Consider the following 17,443-nt stretch of genomic DNA (forward strand, 5'->3'; position numbering starts at 1 on the left):
CGAAAATGCAGAATCATCAGCATAACAGAGATGGGCACAGAGGCCCCTGATAGCCGTCAGTTTTCCGACCACCAGAAGCTGATACCGGCGACCCCCTGCCCGCCCCGTTTCCGGGCCTCAGGTAGATCCGCAAGGGTGAGCCCTCCAAGGCCAAAGACGGGAACCGGTGCCCCAGACACCAGGGTACCGAACGCTTCCCACCCCATGACCGGCTCACCGGGATGACTTCGGGTTGGTTTGACAGGTCCGAGAGTCACGTAGTCCGCGCCAATGGAAACGGCATGGTCAATCTCCGCGGCGTCATGGCAGGAAACACCTAGCCACGCATCCGCCGGAATCGGCCTCTCCTTCAGTTTGGCCGCTTCGCGCCAGGGCAGATGCAGACCACAGGCCCCAGACGTGCTGTGAAAGACTTCGGGGGAGCCATGCACGATCAAACCTGCACCTGCCGCTTCGCATACCGGCATCGCCGCTGCCACAAGCTGACGATAATCCGGCCCGGAAAGGGCCGGCGCACGGAGCACCACCAGTGACTGCGGGGCATCAGCCAGTCCAGACCTGAGACGTTCGATGGTTTCATCAGCACTGGCTGCCGTTCCGGTAACCGCCAGCTGTCCGGGCAACCGCAATGCCCGGATAATAGGCCGGTTGGCAACTGGAAAATCCTGATCCCGCAGCCGGTCAGGACTAAGCCATTTCACCGGCTGACCTTCACAGCCCTCAGGTTCGCCTTCGGCGGCTCTGGTCGCCCACACATCGAGGAATACCCGCTTGTCGCCATAGTCATGGCGGATACCGATGAGTGGCACCAGGGACGCTTCAGGGACCTTCAGGCCGGTCTCCTCAGCGATCTCACGCACCAGCGCCGCCTGAACACTTTCACCCGGCTCCACCTTGCCACCAGGGAACTCAAGCAAGCCGCCCTGGTGGAGATGGTCTGGCCGCCGGGCAATGAGCACCTGGCCGTCACGGATTATAACCGCCACGGCGACATGGATCTCTTTCACCAGGGGTTGATCTGACGTCATCCTCAGGTACGGTACTCGGCGTTAATTGTCACGTAATCGTGGGAGAAGTCGCAGGTCCAGACGGTTTCCCGTACGTCACCCCGCTTGAGATCAATGGCAATGGTGATCTCTTCCCGGTTCATCACTGCCTGGCCCCGGGCTTCCGAGTAATCCTCTGCCCGGCCGCCATTGCGTACCAGACAGACATCCCCCAGGTAGATTTCCAGGGCATTGAGATCGAGCCCTTCAACGCCAGCGCGCCCCACCGCCGCCAAAATTCGTCCCCAGTTTGGGTCTGAGGCAAACAGAGCGGTTTTCACCAACGGGGAATGGGCAACGGTATACGCGACATCCAGCGCTTCGCGCTGACTGGCTGCGCCACTGACGTCAATGGTGACGAACTTGGTAGCACCTTCGCCGTCACGGACGATGGCATGGGCCAGCTCCAGATACACCTTCCGAAGGGCCTCCCTGAGCGTCGCCAGCGATGGGCTTGATTCGGTAATTTCCGGGCCACCATATTGGCCACTGGCGATCAGCATGCAGGCGTCATTGGTCGAGGTGTCGCCATCGATGGTAATTCGATTGAACGACTTCTCACCCAAGTCTGAGGCGAGCGTCTGCAAAAGCTCCGGTGCAATTCGGGCATCGGTGGCAATAAAGCCAAGCATCGTCGCCATATTGGGGCGAATCATGCCGGCGCCCTTGCTGATGCCGGAGATGGTTGCCATGTGGCCATCCAGATCCACCTGACAGGACGCACCCTTTGGCCGGGTGTCTGTCGTCATAATGCCACTGGCGGCTTCGGCCCAGCGGCCTTCGGCTGTACTCGCAAGAGCCTCGGGAAGCGCGCCAACAATCTTCTGAACCGGCAGCGGCTCGCCAATAACACCCGTGGAAAAAGGCAGGACCTCAGCCTCACTGACGCCAGCCTGTGCTGCCAGTGCCTGGCAACAAGCGGCCGCATCCTGCAGGCCTCGCTCGCCGGTTCCGGCATTGGCATTACCGGTATTGATCAGCAGGTACCGGGGCGACGCCTCGGCAAGGTGTCTTCGGCTCAGCGTGACCGGTGCGGCACAAAACTGGTTCTTGGTAAAGATCCCGGCGACCCGGCTTCCCGGGGCCAGTTCAAATACAACCACATCCTTTCGTCCCGGCTTCTTGATACCGGCACTGGCAATACCAAGCCGGACTCCGGCCACCGGATAAAACTCAGGTAAGGTTCCCGGACCTACCGCCATTCTGTCGCTCCTCTGTCTTCAAACCTGCACGAGAGACCGTACGGCCTACTCAAAACGAAAAAACCCGCAGCCCGCCAGTTCTTGCTGGCCGATTGCGGGTTCCGGATTACTGCTCAGCTAACTGGATCAGCTGACCTTGCCACAGCATTGCTTATATTTCTTGCCGGACCCGCAGGGACAGGGCTCATTTCGGCCTACCTTGCGCTCCTGTCGCACAAAGGTGTCGGGCGTCGACGGCCGGGCACCTTCCGCGTCGCCCTCACTCTGGCTCTGGGCGGTGGCACTGGTTTCATCATGGCGCAGGCGGGCGCGGGCCAATTCCTGCTCCAGCTCCTGTTTGCGACGGCGCTCGACTTCTTCCATTTCTTCCCGGCTCTGAACGCGCACGTGACAGAGCACGCGGGTCACATCCCGCTTCATGGTATCGAGCATGGTTTCAAACAGGTTGAACGCCTCACGCTTGTATTCCTGCTTGGGGTTCTTCTGGGCATAACCCCGCAAGTGGATACCGCGACGCAGGTGGTCCATATTGGACAGATGCTCTTTCCACAGGGTATCGAGCACCTGCAGGAAGACCTGCTTCTCGAACTTGCGCATGGACTCGGAGCCGGCAATCTCCTCCTTGGCCTCATACGCAGCGACGATCTCGTCGAGAATTTTCTGACGCAGGTTCTCTTCATACAGTTTGCTGTCTTCTTCCAGCCACTGCTGGATCGGCAGATCGATAGCCATCTCCGATTGAAGCTGGGATTCCAGCCCCGCAACATCCCATTGTTCCGGCATGCTCTGGTGCGGAATGTATTCGCTGATCAGCGAGTCGACAACGTCTTCCCGGATGGTCTTGACCATATCCGAGATGTCCTCGGAAGACATGACTTCGTTACGCTGTTCGTAGATGACCGTACGCTGGTCGTTCGCAACATCATCGTATTCGAGCAGCGTTTTCCGCATATCGAAGTTGCGGCCTTCCACCTTGCGCTGGGACTTCTCGATGGCGTTGGTGACCATTCGATGCTCAATGGCCTCACCCTTTTTCATACCCATGGCCTGCATCAGGCTCTTGACCCGGTCAGGCGCGAAGATACGCATGAGGTTGTCTTCCAGCGACAGGAAGAACCTGGAAGAACCTGGATCGCCCTGACGACCGGCACGGCCTCGCAGCTGATTATCAATCCGGCGGGATTCGTGACGCTCGGTACCCACGATGTGCAGGCCACCGGCTTCAAGAACCTGATTATGACGTTCCGTCCACTCCGCCTTGATCCGGGCAACCTCTTCTTCCGAAGGGTTTTCCATGGCAGCCACTTCGTGCTCCCAGTTACCACCCAGCACAATGTCCGTACCACGACCGGCCATGTTGGTGGCAATGGTAACGGCGCCCGGACGGCCCGCCTGGGCAATGATATGAGCTTCGGATTCGTGCTGCTTGGCGTTCAGGATCTTGTGCTCGATCCGCGACTTCTTGAGCAGCATTGACAGCAGCTCAGACGCCTCGATGGACGCCGTGCCCACCAGAATCGGGCGACCCTCGGCGGTGACATCCTTGATCTCGTCGATAATCGCGTGAAACTTCTCTTCCTGAGTGAGATACACCAGGTCGTTGTAATCGATCCGCTGAATCGGCTTGTTGGGCGGAATGACGACCACATCGAGACCGTAAATCTGGCGGAACTCGAACGCTTCGGTATCCGCAGTACCTGTCATGCCCGCCAGTTTGTCGTAAAGCCGGAAATAGTTCTGGAAGGTGGTAGAGGCCAGAGTCTGGCTCTCGGCCTGGATCCTGACTCCTTCTTTTGCCTCAACCGCCTGATGCAGGCCTTCACTCCAGCGGCGGCCCGGCATGGTGCGACCGGTATGCTCGTCCACTATGACCACCTGGTCACCCTGGACAATATAATCCACATCTTTCTGGAACAGGTGGTGGGCACGCAGCGCCGAGTGAACGTGATGCAGCAGGCTAAGGTTGGCAGCGGAATAAAGGCTCTCACCCTCCTTCAGCAGCCCGCGGCTCAGTAACAACTCTTCGACTTTCTCGTGACCGGCTTCGGTAAGCTCAACCTGGCGGGACTTTTCATCAATCGTGAAATCGCCACTGGGCTCACCTTCCTCGCTCTCTTCCCCCTCTTCGAGACTGGGAACCAGTTCATTGACCGCCAGGTAAAGTCTCGAGCTGTCCTCGGTGGCACCGGAAATGATCAGCGGGGTTCGGGCCTCATCGATAAGGATCGAATCCACTTCGTCCACGATGGCGTAGTTCAGCCCCCTTTGGACCTTGTCTTCGGTGCTGAACGCCATATTGTCGCGCAGATAGTCGAAACCGAATTCGTTATTCGTACCGTAGGTTACGTCTGCCTGATAGGCGGCCCGCTTCTCTTCAGGCGGTTGGCCGGAAGCCACTACCCCTACCTGCATGCCCAGGAAGCGATAGATCTTGCCCATCCAGTCGGCATCACGACGGGCCAGGTAATCATTCACGGTAACGACATGAACACCCTTGCCGGACAGCGCATTAAGATAGACCGACGCCGTCGCGACCAGGGTCTTGCCTTCACCGGTTTTCATTTCCGCGATCCGGCCTTCGTGCAGGGTAATCGCACCAATCAGCTGAACGTCGTAATGACGCATACCCATTACCCGGCGACCCGCCTCCCGCACCGTCGCAAAAGCTTCCGGCAACAGAGCATCCAGGGACTCACCTTCGTCGATCCGCCGGCGGAACTCCAATGTCTTGCCTTGCAACTCGGAGTCAGACAGGTTGCCATAGAGCTCTTCAAGCTCATTAATGCGCAAGACAGTTTTGCGCATTCTCTTGATTTCTCTGGCGTTTTTACTGCCGAACATCTTGGTTGCAAGCTTTGTGAACATAGACCACTGCTTCTTTGATTAAACGGAGGAAGCCGGCATTCTAACCTTATTTTGTAACAGGACAAAAGGCAGGGCTCACACTGGCACGATTACGCCATGGCAAAGCACCGGATTCCGGGAAATAACCTGACTTACCGCTGAACGGCGAAACGAAACTGGAAGGTACAGGCGAGCCAGGGCAGGATCAACGACTCGCGCGCTTGATATAGGTTTCCGGGTTTTCGGACTTGCCGTTGCGGATTACCTCGAAATGCACATGCGGGCCCGTCGACCGTCCTGTGCTACCCATCAAAGCCACCACCTGGCCCTTCTGGACGACATCACCCACCTGAACCTTCACGACCTTGCAGTGAGCATAACGGGACACAAGCCCGTCGCCGTGATCAATTTCAACCAGATTGCCATAGCCGTAACGCTCTCCAGCGTATGTCACCACGCCACCGGCAACCGAAATAATGTCGCTACCATCCTTGCCAGCAAGGTCGACCCCAGCATGCCACGTGCGCTTACCGGTGAACGGGTCGGAACGATAACCGTAGCGGGAGGACAGCCAGCCCCAGGTAATCGGACGCCCCTCAAGGTAAAGCTCATCTTCTAACCTCTGGCTTGACGCAAGTTGATCAAGCAACCGCAACTGCTGTTCACGGTCCTCAATCTTGTGCTCCATTTCCTCGATCATACGGGTGAGTTCCGGAGCGGAGAAAGAGTCGCCGGACAGTGCACCTTCCGGTCCACCAACCGCCGCAGGCTGATCGAAATTGAATTCGTCACTGGCAACAAGGCCGGATTCGACAAAACGCTGGCCCAAGGCATCCAGCCGCAACAGGCGCCCCTGAATCTCCCCAAGGCGCAGAGTCAGCGCATCTACTTGTTGTTGGACATTTTCCTCAATTCCGGCGAGCTCTGCCTTCTGCCTGGAAAGCTTACGTTGCCACTCGGCCACCAGCTCCGAATTGGTAGGCTCCCGGGCCTCTGCCTGTTCGACAGCCACCTGATAGCCTCCCCAACCGGCGGCTGCCAGCATCAAAAACACTAAAAAGAACAGCCCGACGGCAAGGGAACTGTTGATCGCCAACACACGGGATTTTCCATGGTGTTTGCCAACAAGAATAATGTTCATATCATCTTCTGGTTTCATTATTGAGCCGCAAACGCATCCTGTAGCGTTGCGCCCCGGAGAAATTTCCGAGTGGGTCTGCCATCCTTTGGCAACAGCTACATACTGAAAAAATTGCAGCGCCCGGTAGACATACTCATTTACCACAATGTAAAACGAGTGTAATACAGGCACTACGCACAAACCGTGCCGAAGTGTAACCAATCGTAATCAGAGCCGTCGAGTAAAAACGCGCCCATGAAACGAAAAAGCGAGCAAAAAATGACCTTTGACAAGCTCGGCAAGACACCGGTCCTGAAAGATCTGGTGGCACGGGCCGAACTTCACCGTCAGGCCGAGGAGCTGGTTCTAGCCGCCCTTCCCGGGGACCTGGTCAAGGGGACACGCTTTGTGAGCTGCAAGGAAGGTGAGCTGGTTCTTTCGGCAGAGGCCGCCGGCAAGGCTAGCCAGATTCGCTTCCGCCAGCACGAAATCATGGAAAAGCTCCGGGAAAATGAACTGTTCCGATTTGTCTGGAAGCTGAAGGTTAAAGTCGCGCCGGCCAGATTCCAGGAGAAGCCTGCGTTTAAAAAGGCGCCTTTAAGTAAAGAAAATGCCCGGCTCCTCAAAGAGGAGGCCGGGCACACGAAGGATAAAGCACTACGCGAGGTTCTCGAAAAACTCGCAAGCCACGTCAGGGATTAAAGCGTCCTGCTTTAAGCCTGGGCTGCCAAAGCGGGCTTCATGTAGGAAATCGGCGCCGTGGCTTCGTCGTCGAACGTAACCACTTCCCAAGCGTCTTCCTCAGCTCGAAGCTTACGCAGCAGCTTGTTGTTCAGATCGTGACCGGACTTTACGCCGCGGAACTCACCGATCAGGCTGTTGCCCAGCAGATACAGGTCACCAATGGCGTCCAGAACCTTGTGCTTGACGAACTCGTCGTCATAACGAAGACCGTCTTCGTTCAGGATCTTGTAGTCGTCAACCACAATGGCATTATCCACGCTCCCGCCGAGTGCCAGGTTCATGGCACGCAGTTTCTCGATGTCGCGCATGAAGCCAAAGGTCCGTGCTCGGCTGACCTCCTTGACGAAGGACGTGCTTGAAAAATCGACCGTGGCAGTCTGGGCTCGACCCTTGAAGACCGGATGATCGAAATCAATCCCGAAGCTTACCTTGAAGCCTTCGAAAGGCAGGAAAGTAGCCTTCTTGTCGCCTTCTTCAATGGTCACTTCACGCTTGATGCGAATGAAGCGCTTGGCAGCCTCCTGCTCGGCAATGCCGGCAGATTGCAGCAGAAACACGAAGGGGCCGGCAGAGCCGTCCATGATAGGTACTTCTGCAGCACTGAGCTCCACAAAGCAGTTATCAATGCCGAGACCAGCCATGGCGGAGAGCAGATGCTCGACAGTCGCCACACGGACACCGTCTTTTACCAGCGTCGTGGACAGCATGGTCTCACCCACATTTTCCGCACAGGCACGGATCTCGACCATCGGGTCCAGATCAGAACGGCGGAAGATAATGCCCGAATCCACCGGGGCAGGCTTAAGGGTCAGGTATACTTTCTCACCCGAGTGCAAGCCAACACCGGTGGCACGGATGGTGTTTTTAAGTGTCCGTTGTTTGATCATCGGTACATAATTCCGTCACAAAAAGGCGATATTCTAGGCAAAATTCTGCCCGGAGAATACCAGAAAATAAGACTGAATACCATTTAACCACGCAGCCTTTGCCAAACCTTCATCTGCCGCCAGACCAAGGCATTCAGCGCACGTACTTAACGGCTTCAAGGTTCCGTTTTTCGTACGCAGCCCGGAACCAGATCACACTTACAACAAATTATCAGTCAGCCTGCCGACGAAGGAATGCGGGAATATCGAGATAATCGACTCCCTGCTCCTCGCTCTCCTTGCTCTGGTCGATAGCCACATTTCCACGGGAAACGGCCCGACGGCGCAGAACAGCGGGGCGGTCCAGCTGGTTGTAATCGGTTTTCCCATCCAGGGTGCGGGTGTTGTCCACAACCTTGGTTGGTTTCTCGCGGTCGCCGCCAAGTCCGGTCGCAACAACGGTCACTTTCAGTTCGTCCGTCATTTCCGGATCAATAACGGTGCCAACAACGACGGTCGCCGAATCAGACGCAAACTCACGCACAATGTCGCCAACCTCGGAGAATTCGCCCAGGTTCAGGTCCATGCCGGCAGTGATGTTGACCAGGATACCCTTGGCGCCCTGCAGGTTGATATCTTCCAGCAGCGGGCTGCGGATGGCAGCTTCGGCCGCTTCCCGTGCGCGGTTTTCGCCGGTTGCCCGAGCGGTACCCATCATCGCCATACCCATTTCGGACATGACCGTCTTTACGTCGGCAAAGTCAACGTTGATCATGCCGTTGCGGGTAATCAGATCCGCGATACCCTGAACAGCGCCCAGCAGCACATCGTTTGCCGCAGCAAACGCATCAAGAAGGCTGGTTTTCTTGCCCATTACCGCCAACAGCTTTTCGTTGGGGATGGTGATCAGAGAGTCGACGCTTTCCTCAAGCTCCTTCAGTCCGGATTCAGCAACGCTCATGCGCTTGCCACCTTCGAACAGGAACGGTTTGGTAACTACGGCAACGGTCAGGATGCCAAGTTCGCGGGCCACTTCTGCCACAATCGGCGCGGCGCCGGTGCCGGTACCGCCACCCATGCCCGCGGTGATGAAGACCATGTCCGCGCCCTTGATGGCTTCGGCAATGCGATCCCGATCTTCCAGGGCGGACTGACGACCGACTTCCGGATTGGCGCCGGCACCCAGCCCCTTGGTGATATTGCCACCGAGCTGAATGATCTGACGCGCATCCATATCGGTCAGCGCCTGGGCATCTGTGTTGGCGCAGATGAATTCCACACCTTCGATGTCGCTGTTAAGCATATGGCGAACGGCATTGCCGCCACCGCCGCCTACACCGACGACTTTAATGACAGCGTTTTGCTGGACATTATCGACGAGTTCAAACATTTCCCCTACTCCTTCGTGCTGTTTTCAGCCCTTGTTCCGGGCTGTTTGTTCGAGATTGTGTTTTCGAGATACCTTCGTGTACTAACCACCCGGTCCCGTCAGAAATGACCGGTAAACCAGGCTTTCATGCGCTCAAACAGCGAGGGTGCATCTTCACCCTTGAGCACCGGTGCCCGCCCCAGATCCATCTGGCGGAAACCATGAATCAACAACCCAACGCCAGTGGCGTAGATCGGATTATTGACCACCTCCGTCATGCCGGAGACTGCCTGCGGACAGGCCAGCCTCACCGGCATATGGAAGATCTCTTCGGCCAGCTCCACCACTCCTTCCATGGTGGAAGAACCGCCGGTAATCACGATGCCCGCCGGAATCAAGTCCTCGAACCCGGATCGACGCAATTCTGACTGCACCAGGGTGAAGAGCTCCTCGTAACGGGGCTCCACAACCTCGGCCAGTGCCTGTCGCGACAGGTCCCGCGGAGCGCGATCCCCGACACTGGGCACCTTGATGGTTTCATCGGCGCCTGCAAGCTGGGTCAGCGCGCAGGCGTACTTGATCTTGATTTCCTCGGCATTCTGGGTTGGCGTGCGGAGGGCCATGGCAATGTCGTTGGTAACCTGGTCTCCCGCGATGGGAATGACGGCGGTATGACGAATTGCGCCCCCGGTGAATACCGCAATGTCCGTGGTGCCGCCACCGATGTCCACGACACAGACCCCCAGTTCCTTTTCGTCCTCGGTGAGAATGGCGTGACTGGATGCCAACTGCTCAAGGATGATGTCATCCACCTCAAGGCCGCAGCGCCTTACGCATTTCTCGATGTTCTGGGCGGCGTTGACCGCACAGGTCACCAAATGAACCTTGGCCTCCAGCCGCACACCGGACATGCCCATCGGCTCCTTGATGCCTTCCTGGCTATCGATCACGAACTCCTGTGGCAGGATGTGCAGAATTTTCTGATCTGCCGGTATCGCAACCGCCTGGGCGGCGTCAATCACCCGGTCGATATCGGCCTGGGTGACTTCCCTGTCACGGATGGCAACAATCCCGTGGGAGTTCAGGCTCTTGATGTGGCTGCCAGCAATACCCGCATATACCGAGTGAATGCGACAGCCTGCCATCAGCTCTGCCTCTTCCACGGCGCGCTGAATCGCCTGGACAGTGGTTTCAATGTTCACCACCACCCCGCGTTTGAGGCCCCTGGAAGGGTGCGAGCCAATGCCCACTACTTCGATGGTGCCGTCCATCTTGCGCTTGCCGACTATCGCAACCACTTTCGAAGTTCCGATGTCGAGGCCGACAATCATGTTTTCCGTTTCAACCGATGACATTTATCTCACCAAACCGTAGGTCTGAATTAACCGTTGCTATGATTTCGGGCCGGAAGCTGCCACAGCAGCCTTCCACTTGACCGCCACACCATTGGTGTAGCGGGCATCCACCCGGCTGACTTCGTCCGACCGTGCCGCCAGCCGGTTTTCATAAACCGTAATAAACCGTTCAAATCGCTGTTTCACCTGATCCCGTCCAAGCACCACTTCGATGCCATTGGCCAGCTGCAGGGTCCAGGCCCCCCGATGTTCCAGGGACAGACCGGCAAAACCCAGCTCCCGGGCAACCAGCTTTTCGCTCATGTTCCGTGCCATGTCGATGACATCACGTACTCGCTCATCTGGCCCGGCCAGTCTGGGCAATTTTCCCGCCACTTCCGGATTGGATGGCGCAAACAGCTCACCGGTCCGACTTACCAGGCGCCCGTCGTTCCAGTAGGCCAACGGCTTCTTCTCGCGGATATCAATCACCAGGCGATCCGGCCAGACCCGCTGCACGGCAGCGGACTCAACCCAGGGCCGGCGCTCCAGGCTGGCCTTGATGTCCGACAGATCCGTGGCGAAATAGCTCTTGCCGATCCAGTTTCCCGCTGCGCGTTCGATTGCCACCCGGCTGTCGCCGACAAAATCCCCTTTTACATCCACCGCCAGAATCTGCTGATCCATGGCGCCTAGGACCTTGCCGGTCCCCCAGGGCACCAGAGCCGCAAGCAGAACAATCACCGCACCCATACCAACCTGAAGCCATGGCACTGCTGCCAGAACACCCCTCAGTACGCCAAACCGGTCCCGATCAGGCCCGAGGGTAGTTGCCCCACGGCGCCGCGGGGGCTCGGACGGTGTCGCCCGGCTCCGGATCAGCACTGTCTCAAGCATCAGCGAGCTCCAGTGTGTCGCTCAGAATCCTTACCACCAGCTCCTCGAAGCTGATACCCGCTGCCCTCGCAGCCATCGGCACTAGGCTGTGATCGGTCATTCCCGGCACTGTGTTGACTTCCAACAGCCAGAAGCTCCCATCGCTGTCCTGCATGATGTCGACCCGGCCCCAGGTCCTGCAACCGACAACACGAAAGGCATCGAGCGCCAGGTGCTGCAGACGCACTTCATCCTCCGGCGCCAGCCCACAGGGAATCTGGTAGCGGGTATCGTCCGCCAGATACTTGGCGTCGTAATCGTAAAACACGTGTTCGGTGCTCGCGCTCAGGCCAATGGCCGGAAGGGCCCGATCCTGCAACAGGCTCACGGTGAACTCCGGCCCTTCGATCCATTCTTCAACCAGAACAAGATTGTCCAGCGCAGCAGCGGCTTCATAGGCGTCGACCAGCTCTGCGGCAGTGTGAACCTTGCGGATACCAATACTCGAACCTTCCCTTGAAGGCTTCACGCTCAATGGGGCCTGCAATTCGGCAATGATCTGGTCGGCTTGGGCGACATCGGACATGGTCCGGAATTTCGGAGTCGGCAGACCGCAGCCCTCGAACACATACTTGGTTCTCAGCTTGTCCATGGCCAGTGCCGAGGCCAGCATTTCGCTACCGGTGTACGGAATACCGGCCTGGGACAGAATGGCCTGAAGCGTACCGTCCTCGCCGCCACGGCCATGCAAAGCAATGAATACGCGGTCAAAGTCCGGGCAATCCACGGTTCTCAGCAGACAGCCCTGAACATCGACGGCATAGGCATCAACGCCGGCTGACACCAGTGCGGCCAGAACTGCCTTGCCACTTTTCAGGGACACGTCCCGTTCGGCGGAATCACCGCCCATAAAGACCGCAACTCTTCCGAAAGCCCGGACGAGTTCTGGGTCTGCCTGGTAGGCCTGCGGTTCCGGATGATGCATCTCACTCACCTGCGATTACTCCTGTGGCCGCCAACCGTGCGGCCACTCCACCAATATCACCGGCGCCCTGGGTTATCAGCAGGTCACCATCCTGCAGCACATTCGCCAGCAGGGACTCGATTTCCCGGTTATCCTCAACGAACACCGGCTCTACGCGGCCTCTCTGGCGAATACTCCGGCAAAGAGCCCGACCATCGGCCCCCGGGATCGCAGGTTCGCCGGCTGAATAGACATCCATCAGAAGCAAACCATCCACTTCCGACAACACACGGACGAAGTCTTCGTAAAGGTCCCTGGTCCGGCTGAATCGGTGAGGCTGATACAGCATCACCAGACGGCGATCCGGCCAGGCATCGTGGGCGGCACGAATAACCGCCTCAACCTCGGTGGGGTGATGGCCATAGTCATCCACTAGGGTGACCGTGCCTTTTGGCGTCTTGTAGTCGCCGTACACCTGGAATCGGCGCCCGACACCGGCAAATCCGGCCAGACCACGACAAATGGCCTCATCAGCGACGCCCTCATCGGTTGCCACGGCAATCGCCGCCAGCGCGTTGGCGACATTGTGACGACCTGGCATTTTCAGCTCTACCGTCAGATCACTCCGACCGGCCGGACGCTTCACCACGAAATGGGTGCGCAAGCCATCGGAGGTGATGTTCTCTGCCCGGTAATCCGCCTCCGGATTGTCGATACCGTAAGTAATGATCGCCCTTGATATCCGGGGAATGATTTCCTGGACAAAAGCGTCGTCTACACACATAACCGCCACGCCATAAAACGGTAGGTTATGAAGGAAATCGATGAACGTCTGTTTTAGTTTTTCAACATCGCCACCATAGGTGTCCATGTGGTCCGCTTCGATGTTGGTAACCACCGAAATGACCGGGGTCAGATGCAGGAAGGAGGCATCGCTTTCATCAGCCTCCGCCACCAGATAGCGGGACCCACCGAGCTGGGCATTAGTGCCTGCACTGTTCAGCTTACCGCCGATCACAAACGTCGGGTCCAGTCCGGCCTCACCCAAAATCGATGCAATCAGACTGGTGGTGGTGGTTTTGCCATGTGTACCGGCGACAGCGATCCCGTGTCGGTAACGCATGATCTCGGCCAGCATTTCGGCCCTGGGCACAATGGGAACGCGCCGCTTGCGGGCGGCGGTGACTTCCGGATTGTCAGAAGCGACGGCAGACGAAACCACCACGACATCTGCGCTGGCACTGTTTTCGTCCCGATGCCCGATCTGAACCTCGACACCCATGCCTTTCAGGCGATCGGTGACCGTGCCCTCTTTCAGATCCGAACCGGAGACGTCATACCCCTGGTTTTTGAGCACCTCGGCAATGCCACTCATACCGGCACCACCAATTCCCACAAAATGGATGTGGCGAATCCGGCGCATTTCAGGCACCTGATAGACCAGGGGCGGATTGGTTGCATCAGCCATTAGCGGCCTCCAGACAGTAATTCACGACTCTCTCCGTTGCATCAGGGCGGGCCAGTGTTCGAGCGGCCTTCGCCATATCGGTTACCCGGCTGCGGTCCCGGGATAAATCACCCAGGGTTTCTGCCAGTACGGCCGGGGTCATCTTTGATTGCGGGATCATGATAGCCGCCTTCGCGGCCACCATTTGCTCACCGTTTTTGGTCTGGTGATCGTCCACTGCATGGGGAAACGGCACCAACACAGCGCCGATGCCGGCGGCACAGAGCTCCGAGATAGTCAGTGCGCCGGAGCGGCACAAAACCAGGTCGGCCCATTGGTAAGCATCTGCCATATCCTTGATAAATGGTTCGACGCTCGCCTCAACTCCATGCTCTTCATAGGCCTCCCTGGCAGCATCAACATGGCGCTCACCGCACTGGTGGCGAACCACCGGCCGTTGTGCCTCTGGCAGCAAGGCCAGTGCCTCGGGCAACTGTTGGTTGAACACCTGGGCGCCGAGACTGCCGCCAATCACCAGTAACCTGAGAGGGCCTTTCCGGCCCGCCAGCCGCTGCTCTGGGGCCGGCAATGTCGCTAGGTCATCCCGCACCGGGTTGCCGGTGCACCGGGTAACCACTTTCGGGCCAAAGCTTCCTGGAAAGGCCTCAAGCACGGTTGCTGCAAACCTCACCAGAATCCGGTTTGTCATTCCCGCGATGGCGTTCTGTTCGTGTATCACCAAAGGGGTCCGGGTCAGCCAGGCAGCCACACCACCGGGGCCTGTGACAAAACCACCCATGCCAACCACACAATCCGGACGAATCTGGCGCAGGATGGTGAACGCCTCGCCGAGGGCCCTCATCAGGCGAAACGGTGCGAGCACCAGCGACAGCTTGCCCTTGCCCCGTAAACCGGAGATATGAATCAGCGAAAGCGGAATATCGGTCTCACCGATCAGCCTTTGCTCCATGCCGCTGCGGGAGCCGAGCCAATACACCTGATGGCCTCGGGCTTCAAGGGCACGTGCCGTGGCCAGGGCCGGGAAAACATGCCCACCGGTACCACCAGCCATCATCAGAAAGCGACGTTGGTCAGTCATAAACCGCCCCTCCGCGCTTTTTTGGGCCGGTCTTCTCACGGGCCAGCTTCTCCTGGTCAAGGCGTTCCATCTCAACCCGGGCCAGAATACCGATGCTGATGCAGGTGATCATCAGGCTGGAGCCGCCATAGCTGACCAGCGGGAGGGTCAGTCCCTTGGTTGGCAGCAGCCCGGTACTGACCGCCATGTTGATAGCCGCCTGCAGGCCGATCAGCAAAGTCAGTCCGTAGGCAAAGCAGGCGGCGAAGGGCATGTCCGCTTTCTCCGCCCGGCGCGCGATGACGAAGCCAGTGACCACCAGCAGTGTGAACAGAACCAGCACCAGCAACGAACCCAGAAGTCCGAACTCCTCGGCAATAATCGCGAAGATAAAATCAGTATGAGCTTCTGGCAGGTAAAACAGCTTCTGGATAGAGTTGCCAAGACCGACACCACCCCAGTCTCCACGACCAAAGGCAATTAGCGACTGGGTCAGCTGGTAGCCGCTATCAAACTGGTCTTTCCAGGGATCGAGATAGCTTACGACCCGCTTCAGACGGTACGGCTGGGTGATGATGAGAATTGCTCCAAGCACCACCAGCGTGCCGATCAACGGCACAAACCGACTCAGTCGCACACCGCTCAGGAAGATCATGCCCGCCGCAGCCGTGACCAGGACCACCGTGGCACCAAAGTCTGGCTGGATGACCAGCAAAATCGACGCAAGGCCGAGAACCACCAGGGGTTTCAGGAAGCCGGCCCAGGTATTAAGCAACTCCTCACGACGGCGAACAACATAGCTGGCCAGATACGCGATCAGGCATAGCTTGGCCACTTCCGATACCTGAACATTGAACAGGCCAAATGGAATCCATCGGGTCGAGCCGTTCACGGTTCGTCCGAGCGGCGTAAGAACCAGAATGAGTACCAGCAGACCGATACCCAACAGCAACCAGCCACTGCGTTCCCACCAGGCCATGGGCACATTGACGGCCACCAGTGCCGCAAAACAACCAAGGCCGGCAAACAAAAGTTGGCGAATCACATAGTGATAGCTGTTACCCATAGTTTCAGCGGCCATATCCATGGATGCTGACGAAATCATCACTACCCCTACAACCATTAGAGCCACAGAACTGATCACCAGCATGGCCAGCGGCTGGATTTCTCCAAGCCACTGGCTCCGGTTCGGCAACGAGAGATCTGTGTACATCACAGGCCCTCCACCAGTGAACGGAACTGATCACCGCGATCCTGATAATCTCGGAACATATCAAAGCTGGCACAGGCCGGGGACAGCAACACCCGATCCCCGGGGCGTGCCAGTTCCGAGGACCTGGAGACCGCGTCCGCCAGGCTCGTGGACCGATAAACCGGAACACCACTCCCAAGAACCTCGGCAATGGCAGGAGCATCGCGACCGATCAGCACCACCGCCCGGCAATGCAGGACAATGGGTGCCTCAAGCGCGGTGAAATCGGCGCCTTTGCCATCACCGCCGGCAATCAGCACAACCTTGCCATTCTCCCGGGCGAGGCTCTCTATGGCTGCCACGGTTGCTCCGACATTGGTGCCTTTGGAGTCATTAATGAACTCCACGTCGTTAAACCGGCGAACAAACTCGCACCGGTGCGGCAATCCCGGAAACTCCCGGGCCACCTTCAGCATCACATCCATCGGCAGGCCAGCAGCGTGCCCCAATGCCAGGGCCGCCATGACATTGCTGATGTTGTGGCGGCCCAGCAGTTTGAGTTCACTGGCGAGGATCAGGTTGTCGAAACCGAAAGTAATCCAGGTGCCCTCATCGTCATCCCGGGTACTGAACGTTTCCGGATTCACCCTGTGAAATCCAAAACAGAGGAACCTCAGGGTATCCCGCGCCATCGGGGTGCTCAGGGCGTCATCCAGATTGACGACAGCATTCCTGCAGCCCCGGAAGATCCGCTGTTTGGCCTGGAAGTAGGCCATTTTGTTCGGGTAACGATCCATGTGGTCATCACTGACGTTCAGCACGGTGGCTGCGAGGGCATTGAGCTCTTCCGTGGTCTCCAGCTGGAAACTGGACAACTCGAGAACATAGAGGTCTGCGCCCTGGCCTAGCAGGTCCAGGGCCGGAGTACCGATATTGCCCCCCACGGCCACATTACGGTCCGCCGCTCTGGCCATTTCACCCAGCAGGGTGGTAACCGTGGTTTTGCCGTTGGAGCCGGTGATCGCGACAATCGGCGCATCCGCCGCCTCGGCGAACAGATCAATGTCGCCTCGAATCCGTGCGCCCTGCTTGGCGGCACCGGCAATCGCTGGCTCCGCAATACTGATGCCCGGGCTCACCACCAATTCGTTGAAACCTGCAAACAGGTCGCGATCAAAAGGCCCCAGGTGCACCGGAATATCCGGCCAGCCTGCTCGGAGCTGATCCAGACCGGGAGGCGCTGTGCGCGTGTCTGCAACCGCTATGTCCCGTCCTTGCTCAGATAGATAGCGCACGCATGAGAGCCCGGTTTTACCGAGCCCTACAACCAGTGTGCGACGATCCGAAACAATGACACTCAT

General features: G+C 58.0%; 14 protein-coding genes. 1 reads left to right on the forward strand and 13 read right to left on the reverse strand.

Annotated elements, in window-relative coordinates; all coding sequences use genetic code 11:
- Positions 1-56: 56 nt before the first annotated feature.
- From ACN0XM_RS06110 to ACN0XM_RS06125, 4 genes are all read right to left on the reverse strand, one after another.
- Complete coding sequence (locus tag ACN0XM_RS06110; RefSeq protein WP_417566024.1) at positions 57-1,028, reverse strand: Nudix family hydrolase; 972 nt, start codon at positions 1,026-1,028, stop codon at positions 57-59.
- Positions 1,029-1,030: 2 nt separating this feature from the next.
- On the reverse strand, positions 1,031-2,248 hold the full coding sequence (gene argJ, locus ACN0XM_RS06115) for a bifunctional glutamate N-acetyltransferase/amino-acid acetyltransferase ArgJ (protein WP_417566025.1): 1,218 nt from the start codon (positions 2,246-2,248) through the stop codon (positions 1,031-1,033).
- 126 nt (positions 2,249-2,374) lie between these two features.
- Positions 2,375-5,113 (reverse strand): preprotein translocase subunit SecA, encoded by a 2,739-nt coding sequence (gene secA, locus ACN0XM_RS06120; RefSeq protein ID WP_417566026.1) that lies wholly within the window; start codon positions 5,111-5,113, stop codon positions 2,375-2,377.
- A 184-nt stretch (positions 5,114-5,297) separates the two neighbouring features.
- Complete coding sequence (locus tag ACN0XM_RS06125; RefSeq protein ID WP_417566027.1) at positions 5,298-6,251, reverse strand: M23 family metallopeptidase; 954 nt, start codon at positions 6,249-6,251, stop codon at positions 5,298-5,300.
- A gap of 216 nt (positions 6,252-6,467) precedes the next feature.
- Between ACN0XM_RS06125 and ACN0XM_RS06130 the strand changes: the two genes are divergently transcribed.
- On the forward strand, positions 6,468-6,914 hold the full coding sequence (locus ACN0XM_RS06130) for a DciA family protein (RefSeq protein WP_417566028.1): 447 nt from the start codon (positions 6,468-6,470) through the stop codon (positions 6,912-6,914).
- Between the two features lie 11 nt (positions 6,915-6,925).
- On the opposite strand, the gene lpxC is transcribed toward ACN0XM_RS06130, so the two are convergent.
- The 9 genes from lpxC to murD all read right to left on the reverse strand — a co-directional run bounded on the left by lpxC (position 6,926) and on the right by murD (position 17,443).
- Entirely contained in the window at positions 6,926-7,843 is a 918-nt protein-coding gene (lpxC, locus tag ACN0XM_RS06135) for a UDP-3-O-acyl-N-acetylglucosamine deacetylase (RefSeq protein WP_099619445.1), read from the reverse strand.
- A 211-nt stretch (positions 7,844-8,054) separates the two neighbouring features.
- On the reverse strand, positions 8,055-9,212 hold the full coding sequence (ftsZ, locus tag ACN0XM_RS06140) for a cell division protein FtsZ (RefSeq protein WP_417566029.1): 1,158 nt from the start codon (positions 9,210-9,212) through the stop codon (positions 8,055-8,057).
- 98 nt (positions 9,213-9,310) lie between these two features.
- Positions 9,311-10,546, reverse strand: coding sequence for a cell division protein FtsA (gene ftsA, locus ACN0XM_RS06145; protein WP_417566030.1), 1,236 nt, complete (start codon positions 10,544-10,546; stop codon positions 9,311-9,313).
- A 36-nt stretch (positions 10,547-10,582) separates the two neighbouring features.
- Positions 10,583-11,422, reverse strand: coding sequence for a cell division protein FtsQ/DivIB (locus ACN0XM_RS06150; RefSeq protein WP_417566031.1), 840 nt, complete (start codon positions 11,420-11,422; stop codon positions 10,583-10,585).
- Entirely contained in the window at positions 11,415-12,386 is a 972-nt protein-coding gene (locus tag ACN0XM_RS06155; RefSeq protein ID WP_417566075.1) for a D-alanine--D-alanine ligase, read from the reverse strand. Before ACN0XM_RS06155 ends, ACN0XM_RS06150 begins: the two co-directional genes overlap by 8 nt.
- 1 nt (position 12,387) lies before the next feature.
- Complete coding sequence (murC, locus tag ACN0XM_RS06160; RefSeq protein ID WP_417566032.1) at positions 12,388-13,833, reverse strand: UDP-N-acetylmuramate--L-alanine ligase; 1,446 nt, start codon at positions 13,831-13,833, stop codon at positions 12,388-12,390.
- Positions 13,826-14,911 carry an undecaprenyldiphospho-muramoylpentapeptide beta-N-acetylglucosaminyltransferase gene (gene murG, locus ACN0XM_RS06165; RefSeq protein ID WP_417566033.1) on the reverse strand — a complete coding sequence of 362 codons (1,086 nt, stop codon included), beginning with the start codon at positions 14,909-14,911 and terminating at the stop codon, positions 13,826-13,828. The genes murC and murG overlap by 8 nt, the downstream gene beginning before the upstream one ends.
- On the reverse strand, positions 14,904-16,103 hold the full coding sequence (ftsW, locus tag ACN0XM_RS06170) for a putative lipid II flippase FtsW (protein WP_417566034.1): 1,200 nt from the start codon (positions 16,101-16,103) through the stop codon (positions 14,904-14,906). The genes murG and ftsW overlap by 8 nt, the downstream gene beginning before the upstream one ends.
- On the reverse strand, positions 16,103-17,443 hold the full coding sequence (gene murD / locus ACN0XM_RS06175) for a UDP-N-acetylmuramoyl-L-alanine--D-glutamate ligase (RefSeq protein ID WP_417566035.1): 1,341 nt from the start codon (positions 17,441-17,443) through the stop codon (positions 16,103-16,105). Before murD ends, ftsW begins: the two co-directional genes overlap by 1 nt.

This window comes from Marinobacter sp. (genome assembly GCF_048269445.1).
GTDB lineage: Bacteria > Pseudomonadota > Gammaproteobacteria > Pseudomonadales > Oleiphilaceae > Marinobacter.